Annotated in this window: 6 protein-coding genes; 4 read left to right on the forward strand and 2 right to left on the reverse strand. The window is 68.9% G+C overall.

Annotated elements, in window-relative coordinates; genetic code table 11:
- Nucleotides 1-92: 92 nt before the first annotated feature.
- Nucleotides 93-2615 carry a LamG-like jellyroll fold domain-containing protein gene (locus ACFWMR_RS09215; RefSeq protein ID WP_378378041.1) on the reverse strand — a complete coding sequence of 841 codons (2523 nt, stop codon included), beginning with the start codon at nt 2613-2615 and terminating at the stop codon, nt 93-95.
- A 411-nt stretch (nt 2616-3026) separates the two neighbouring features.
- Here ACFWMR_RS09215 and ACFWMR_RS09220 point away from each other — a divergent pair, with 411 nt between their 5' ends.
- The 4 genes from ACFWMR_RS09220 to ACFWMR_RS09235 all read left to right on the forward strand — a co-directional run bounded on the left by ACFWMR_RS09220 (nt 3027) and on the right by ACFWMR_RS09235 (nt 6709).
- Nucleotides 3027-4610, forward strand: coding sequence for an FAD-binding oxidoreductase (locus ACFWMR_RS09220; protein WP_378378042.1), 1584 nt, complete (start codon nt 3027-3029; stop codon nt 4608-4610).
- Nucleotides 4611-4840: 230 nt separating this feature from the next.
- The gene (locus ACFWMR_RS09225; RefSeq protein ID WP_378378043.1) at nt 4841-6226 is read left to right on the forward strand and encodes a M20 family metallopeptidase; all 1386 of its coding nucleotides are present in this window, start codon (nt 4841-4843) and stop codon (nt 6224-6226) included.
- Complete coding sequence (locus tag ACFWMR_RS09230) at nt 6223-6360, forward strand: hypothetical protein (RefSeq protein ID WP_378378044.1); 138 nt, start codon at nt 6223-6225, stop codon at nt 6358-6360. Before ACFWMR_RS09225 ends, ACFWMR_RS09230 begins: the two co-directional genes overlap by 4 nt.
- The gene (locus tag ACFWMR_RS09235) at nt 6341-6709 is read left to right on the forward strand and encodes a hypothetical protein (protein ID WP_378378045.1); all 369 of its coding nucleotides are present in this window, start codon (nt 6341-6343) and stop codon (nt 6707-6709) included. Before ACFWMR_RS09230 ends, ACFWMR_RS09235 begins: the two co-directional genes overlap by 20 nt.
- Nucleotides 6710-6995: 286 nt before the next feature.
- Here ACFWMR_RS09235 and ACFWMR_RS09240 read toward each other — a convergent pair.
- Nucleotides 6996-7424: HNH endonuclease signature motif containing protein (locus tag ACFWMR_RS09240; RefSeq protein WP_378378046.1), on the reverse strand; the 429-nt coding region annotated here is incomplete at its 5' end.

Consider the following 7424-nt stretch of genomic DNA (forward strand, 5'->3'; position numbering starts at 1 on the left):
TGTGGTGGGGCGCCCGTTTCTCGTCCCCTTGTGGGGGGGGTGTTGTCGGTCCGGGGGGCGGGTGTAGGTCTCCGCGCCCCCCGCGTCCTGGATCAATCGCGCTTCGCCAGCGTCGCGACCTCGGCGTCGGACAGCGGCCGGTCGTAGAACCGGACGTCGTCCACGGCGCCACGCAGGAAGTCGACCTGCTGACCGCCGTACTGACCGCGGCCGATCACCGTGTGGCCGGTGCTCGGTGCGGCGGAGCAGGCGTTCTGCGAGGCGACCTTCGTGCCGTCGACGTACAGCGACAACGTGCCCGTCTTGGCGTCACGGACGCCGGTCAGGTGGTACCACTTGCCGACCTGCGGCTTCTCCGGCGACAGGGCGCGGAGACCGACGAAACTCATCGCCCACCGCTGGTCCTGTCCGGAGTACTGGAGGAAGAACGCGCTGTCGCGGCCGGTGTCCTGGCTGACGACGGTCTGGAACGCGCCACCGGCCTCGTCCAGCTTCGCCCACGCGGAGACCGAGTAGCTGCCCGCCGTGTTGACGAGGTTCGCCCTGGTGTCGGCTTGCCCGTTGCCCGCGAAGGCCAGCGCGCCGCCCTCGACACCGCTTGCCCACTGCGTGTTGGTCAGCGTGGCGTTCGCGGTGCCGACCGAGTCCGCGGCGCTGGATCCCGTGCCCTCGTCGAACTTGTAGGCGTGCACGCCGGTGATCCCCGGAGTGCCGGGGCCCGGGTCGGGCGCGCCGGAACCGCTGCCGTCGGCGTTGCGGATGATCGCCTGGTTGACCGCTCGGACCTGCGCGAAGTCCATCTTCTTCACCTGCCTGTCGTAGGTGAAGAAGCCGTTGACCTCATGCTCGACGTCGGTGATCTGCGTGTAGATCGAGCCGCTGATGCCGCAGCTCTGGGCCGACGCGAGCACGTCGCGCTGGTTCTGGACGTAGCGGCTGTTCAGGGTCGCCTGGTCCTTCACCATCTCGTAGGCGTGGCCTTCGCCGAACCACATGTGGTCCTTGACCTCGAGGCCGTAGCCGCCGTGCTCGCCGTCGATCGAAATCCGCTTGGCGTCGGGCATCGGCTTCGCGGGACCCGGGTAGGAGTGCCAGTCGAGGACGTCACCCTTGCCGGAGTCGCCGAGCGAGTCACAGCAGTTGACGCCGCTGTGGGCGTTGACCAGCCTGGTCGGGTCCTGGGCCTTGACGCTTTCGGCGACCTTCCCGGTCTCCTCGCGCGACCACTCGGCCCAGCCCTCGTTGAACGGCACGTAGCCGACGATCGAGGTCCAGTTCTTCTTCTGCTCCACCAGTTCTTTCAGCTCGGCTTTGAACTGTTGCTGGGCGTCGACGGGCGGGCGGCCACCGGTGCGCATCGACGGCATGTCCTGCCACACGAGCAGACCGAGCTTGTCGGCGTGGTGGTACCAGCGATCGGGTTCGGTCTTGATGTGCTTGCGGACCGTGTTGAAGCCGAGGACCTTGTGCTGTTCGAGGTCGAAGCGCAGTGCCTGGTCGGTCGGCGCGGTGTAGATGCCGTCCGGCCAGTAGCCCTGGTCCAAAGTGGACTGGAGGAAGAGGATCTTGCCGTTGAGGGTGAACCGGAGTTTGCCGTCGGCGCCCTTCGTGGTGCCGTACTCGCGCATGCCGAAGTAGGACGACACCTTGTCCACGGTGCGGCGGCCGTCCTTCAGCTCGACGTCAAGGTCGTACAGGAACGGCGAATCCGGCGACCAGAGTTTCGCCTTGGGCACCGGCAGGGAGATCGTCCCGGCGGCCGACGCCTTGCTGCGGCTGACCACCTTCCTGCCGTCGCGGACCACGGCCTCGACGGTCAGCCCGGAGCTGCCGCCGGTGTCGACGGTGAGTTTGAGCGTGGACGACTTGAGATCGGGGACCATGCCGAGCGTGCCGACGTGCTTGGCCGCGACCGGTTCCATCCACACCGTCTGCCAGATGCCCGAGGCGCCTTCGTAGAAGATCCCGCGGTCGGGGACGAGGCGCTGCTTGCCGACGGGCTGCCAGGTCGCGTCTGCGCGGTCCTCGACGCCGACGATGATCTCCTGCTCTCCCTTGGGTTTCAGCGCCGAGGTCACGTCCGCGGAGAACGCGCCGTAGCCACCCTGGTGCGAGGCCACCTCCTTGCCGTTGACGTAGACCTTCGCCTTGTAGTCGACGGCGCCGAAGTTGATCCGCAGGGTGTTGTCCCTGCCCACGTTCCAGTTCCTGGGGACGGTGAACGTGCGGCGATACCACATGTAGTCCTCGTGCCGCTGGATCCCCGAAAGCGCCGATTCGGCGGGGTAGGGGACCAGGATCTTCTCGGCGAGCTTCTCACCGAACGGCGGGACCTCGCCGGGCGCGGCGCCGGCGAACTCCCAGACCCCATTGAGGTTCTGCCAGTTCTCGCGCACCAGTTGCGGCCGGGGGTACTCGGGCAGCGCGTTGGTCGGCGAGACCTGGTTGGTCCACGGGGTGGTCAGGCGCGGCTTGCCCATCTTCCAGCCGCTCTCCGCGGCCGTCGCGGCGCCCGACGTCAACGCCAGGGCCGAGGCCACCGCGACGGCGGTGGCCAGTGTCTTCCGGAAGCGTCTCGGCTTCCGGGGGCGTGGTGGTGACAACGTTGGCAACATCTGCTCGACACCCTTCTCCGGGGGCGGCCGCCTCGGCGGAGGTGCGCCTCCCGCTGGACTGTGCAGGCGTGAAACCACGACCCCGTGGTGGTGGGAACCGGTGTGATCCGGGCCACGGCTGGCCGTCAGGACGTTTTTACATCGTTGATACAACGTTGTAAAGCGTCGAAGGCCTCGAATCGGTCCTGGGCGGCAGAGCTGTCCGGTGTGTCAGGGAAGCGAGTGCGGCGGGGGCCCAGCTCGGTCGTCCCCGTGACCGAACGGACGACACAGGTGACCCCATGGACGACACGTGTGACTGGATGGACGACACGTGTGTCCAGACGGACGACTCGCGGCGGACCCCGAGCGTTGACACGGCAACTGACCGATAAGTAACTTACTGGCGAGTCAGATCGAAGGGAGGCGATGATGCCGACCGAAGAGCGGTCCTGGTGGGGCTGGGGCACCACCGACGGCGAACTGTCCAGGGAAGAGTCCGACGCGCTGGTCGCTCGCACCTCGGGTGTCCTGCCCGGTCACGACTTCACCGACCACGCCCCGCCGGAACCGGCGGAGCTCGACGTACCCGCGTCGCGGATCCGCCCGCCCGCGACGCTCGCCGCGTTGTGCAGCGACGAACCCGTCGATCGGCTGTCCCACGCCCGGGGCAAGGCTTTCCGCGACGTCGTCCGCAACCTGCTCGGCCGGCTCGACCACGTCCCGGATCTGGTCGCCCGCCCGCGTACGGAACAGGACGTCGTCGACCTCCTCGACTGGTGCACGGCCTCCGGAACCCCGCTGATTCCCTACGGCGGCGGCAGTTCCGTCGTCGGCGGGATCGAGCCGCGGTTCGACGGGCCGGCCGTGTCGATGGACCTCGCGGGACTCGACGCCGTGCTCGAAGTGGACACGGTCAGCCGCGCGGCCCGGATCCAGGCCGGAATCTTCGGCCCGGCGCTGGAAGACCGTCTTCGTCCGCTGGGCCTGACCCTGCGGCATTTCCCGCAATCGTTCGCCCATTCCACGCTCGGCGGCTGGCTCGCCACCCGCGCTGGCGGGCATTTCGCCACGCTCGCCACGCATATCGACGATCTCACCGAGTCGCTGCGTGTCGTCACCCCGGCCGGGATCAGCGAATCGCGGCGCCTGCCGGGATCGGGCGCCGGACCCTCGCCGGACCGGATGTTCCTCGGCTCCGAGGGCAGCCTCGGCGTGATCACCGAAGCCTGGATGCGGCTCCAGGACAGGCCGGTCTGGCAGGTCACCGCGTCGGTCGCCTTCGAACGACAGGAAGACGCGGTCGCCGCCACCCGCGCGATCGCGCAGTCCGGGCTCCATCCGTCGAACTGCCGTCTCCTCGATCCGGCCGAGGCCTTCATCAACGCGGGCGCGAGTGTGGGCGGGGGACTGCTCCTGGTCGCGTTCGAATCCGCCGATCATCCGGTCGACACCTGGCTGGAGCGCGCGCTCGAACTGACCGCGGGGCACGGCGGGGTGGTGAAAGCCAGGCGCAGCAAGGACTCCCCGAACCAGGACAGCGCCTCGACCTGGCGTTCGTCGTTCTTGCGGATGCCGTACCAGCGCGACGCCCTGGCCCGCCGGTCGCTCATCGTGGAGACCTTCGAGACCGCCTGCACCTGGGACGCCTTCGACGAGTTCCACGACGCGATCACCTCGGCGGCGCGCGCCGCGATCGACGAGGTGTGCGGCGGCGCCGGTGTCGTCACCTGCCGCTTCACGCACGTCTACCCGGACGGCCCCGCGCCCTACTACGGGATCTACGCCGCCGGGCGCTGGGGGAGCACGGTCGCGCAGTGGGACGAGATCAAGGCCGCCGTCTCCGAGGCGATCACGGGCCACGGCGGCACGATCACCCATCACCACGCCGTCGGCCGCGACCACCGGCCCTGGTACGACCGCCAGCGGCCCGGTCCGTTCGCGGCCGCGCTCGACGCCGCCAAATCCGCCCTCGACCCGGCCGGAATCCTCAATCCCGGGGTGCTGATCCGCTGACCGGCGGCCGGACGAACGAGGTCAGCAGCCGGTTCCCGGCCTCGAGTTCGGCGATCTGACGGCTGATCGCCGAGGCATCACCGTCAGCTCCGTCGCCGCTTCGGACACCGAACCGGTGCGGGCGACTTCGAGGAAGTACGTCAACAGCAGGTTTGCCGGATGAGAACGCGGGGTGTAAGCAAACCGTCTTACGCTCCTCAGCGACACCGGACGAGCGAATCGGAGACACCGTGGCCATCCCCGCAGAACTGGTCTCGAAAGCCCAGAAGCACGTCGACTCGGGGGCCTTCTTCGCCGAGCTCGCCGAACTCGTCCGCTATCCGACGGTGAGCGATCATCCGAGCGGACGCGTTGCCATCAAGGCATACCTGGACAAGGTGCTGACCCCCGCGCTGAGCGCGCTCGGCTGTTCCGTGACGACGTATCCGAACCCCGACCCGAACGGCGGCCCGTTCCTGATCGGCACCCGGATCGAATCCCCGGGGCTGCCGACGCTCCTGTGTTACGGCCACGCCGACGTCGTCGACGGGCACGAGGGCCAGTGGAGCGAAGACCGGGACCCGTGGACGCTGACCGCCGACGGTGAGCGCTGGTACGGCCGCGGCTCCGCGGACAACAAGGGACAGCACCTGATCAACCTGACAGCGCTCCGGCTGCTCCTCGCCGAAACCGGATCGCTCGGGTTCAACCTCAAGTTCCTGTTCGAGACCGGGGAGGAGATCGGCTCGCCCGGCCTCGACGAGTTCGTCGCGTCGCACCGGGAAGAGCTGAGCGCCGACGTCCTCATCGCCTCCGACGGCCCGCGCCTGGACGCGGCGACGCCGACGCTGTTCCTCGGCGCGCGGGGCAGCGTCCGGATCGCCCTCGACGTCGATCTCCGGCCCGACGCGTACCACTCCGGGAACTGGGGTGGCGTCCTGCGCAATCCCGCCACCACCCTCGCCGGGGCGATCGCCTGTCTCGTCGACGGGCACGGCCGCGTCCAAGTGCCGGAACTCCTCCCGCCCGAACTCCCGGGCAGTGTCCGCGCGGCACTCGCCGACCTCGAAATCGGGAACACGCCGGGAGATCCGGTGCTGGACGAGGGCTGGGGCGACACCGGGCTGACCGCGGCCGAGCGCCTGTACGGCTGGAACACCCTCGAAGTCCTGTCACTCGGCGCGGCCGACATCGACCGGCCGGTCAACGCCATCCCCGGCCGGGCCCGCGCGATGCTGCAACTGCGTTACGTGGCGGGCACCGACGTCGACGGAGTGGGTGAAGCCATCACGAAACACCTTGCCGCGCAGGGGTTTCCGATGGTCGACGTCACCGCCGAAGCCAGCTTCGTCGCCAGCCGTACTCCGGTCGACGACCCCTGGGTGGACTGGGCGAAAGGCGTCCTCGACGAGGTGTCCGATAGCTCGGTGGCGATCCTGCCGAGCTTCGGAGGCGGCCTGCCGAACCACGTGTTCACCGACGTCCTCGGTCTGCCGACGTTGTGGTTGCCGCATTCCTACCCCGGCTGCCTGCAACACGCGCCCGACGAGCACCTGTTGGCCCCGATCGCCCGGGAGGGTGTCGTGCTCGCCGCGGCGCTGTTCCATGCCCTCGGCAGGCGTGGCGAGGAAGCGTGACAAGCGATCGGACGGCGACGAAGCCCCGGACGTCGTCGTCGACGCGGCGTGCCATCGCCGCGGCCAGCATCGGCAACGCGCTCGAATGGTTCGACCTCGGCGTGTACGCGCCTGATGGCGGCCCAGATCGGTAAGACCTTCTTTCCCGGCGGGAACGCCGCCGTCCAGCCCGTCCGGGCATACGCGGTCTTCGGGATCACGTTCCTCGTGCGCCCGCTCGCCGGTCTCGTGCTCGGCGCCTACGCCGACCGCCTCGCTCACCACCGATGCGATGACGTCGTGGGGCTGGTGGATCCCGTTCGTCTTCGGGTTGCCGGTCGGCCCGGTCGGCTGCTACATCCGGCGTCACGTCGACGAACCCGCCGCCGAAACCGTTGCCACGCGACCGGATTCACCGAAGACGACGCCCGTCCGACGCTGTTCCGCTTCCAGTGGAGCGGTCTGCTGATCGCCGGGGGGAGCGCTGGTCGTTCGTCGCCCTGATGATCACCGCCGCCATCCTGACCGTGGTGACGCCGATCGTGAGGCTGTTGACCGACCGACCGACCGGCACGGCCGGATCCGGATCATGATCGCGGCCACCGGTTCGCCGGTTTCGCGCGGCTACTGCCTTATGGCGACCGCGTCGCTGAGTGTTGTCGCGCTGGTCGCGGCGAACCGGCGTCGCGGGATTCGCGGAAGCCGGAAACAGCTGCGTTTCGGGTTTCCGCCTGTGCCTCGGGCATGCCGAGGGGCCCGTCGCCGGTGGTGGTGGCGGGCTCCTCGGGGGTCAGTGGTGGTTGCGGCGTGGTTGTTGTAGTGGGTCGAGGTACTGCGGCGGAACGAACTCGGGTTGGCCGTCGGTGGCGAGGTGGACTGTCCAGCCGGATTGTCCGTGGATGACCATGTGGTGATATCGGCAGAGCAGGCACAGGTTGTTCAGGTCGGTGTCGCCGAGTGCACCCCAGGGAAGAATATGGTGGGCTTCGCAGTGTTTGGGTTTCCGGTGGCAGCCGGGGAAAGCGCACCCGTGGTCGCGGAGGTTCAATGCCCGGCGTTGTGCGGGGGTGACGGTGCGGGCGGCCCGGCCGATGTCGAGGGGTTCACTTTCCGACCCGAGCACGGCGGGGATGATCTTCGCGTCGCAGGCCAGCATCCGGACGTGCCGGGCGGTGATCCGGGTGACTTCGTCGACGCACGCCATCCCCAGTCCCGAGGT

This window comes from Amycolatopsis thailandensis, from assembly GCF_042723255.1.
GTDB classification, from domain to species: Bacteria; Actinomycetota; Actinomycetes; order Mycobacteriales; family Pseudonocardiaceae; genus Amycolatopsis; species Amycolatopsis thailandensis.

Coding starts and splice junctions, on each gene's coding strand:
- ACFWMR_RS09220 (WP_378378042.1), top strand. CDS start 3,027: ATGCCGACCGAAGAGCGGTCCTGGTGGGGCTGGGGCACCACCGACGGC.
- ACFWMR_RS09235 (WP_378378045.1), top strand. CDS start 6,341: ATGGCGGCCCAGATCGGTAAGACCTTCTTTCCCGGCGGGAACGCCGCC.
- ACFWMR_RS09215 (WP_378378041.1), bottom strand. CDS start 2,615: ATGTTGCCAACGTTGTCACCACCACGCCCCCGGAAGCCGAGACGCTTC.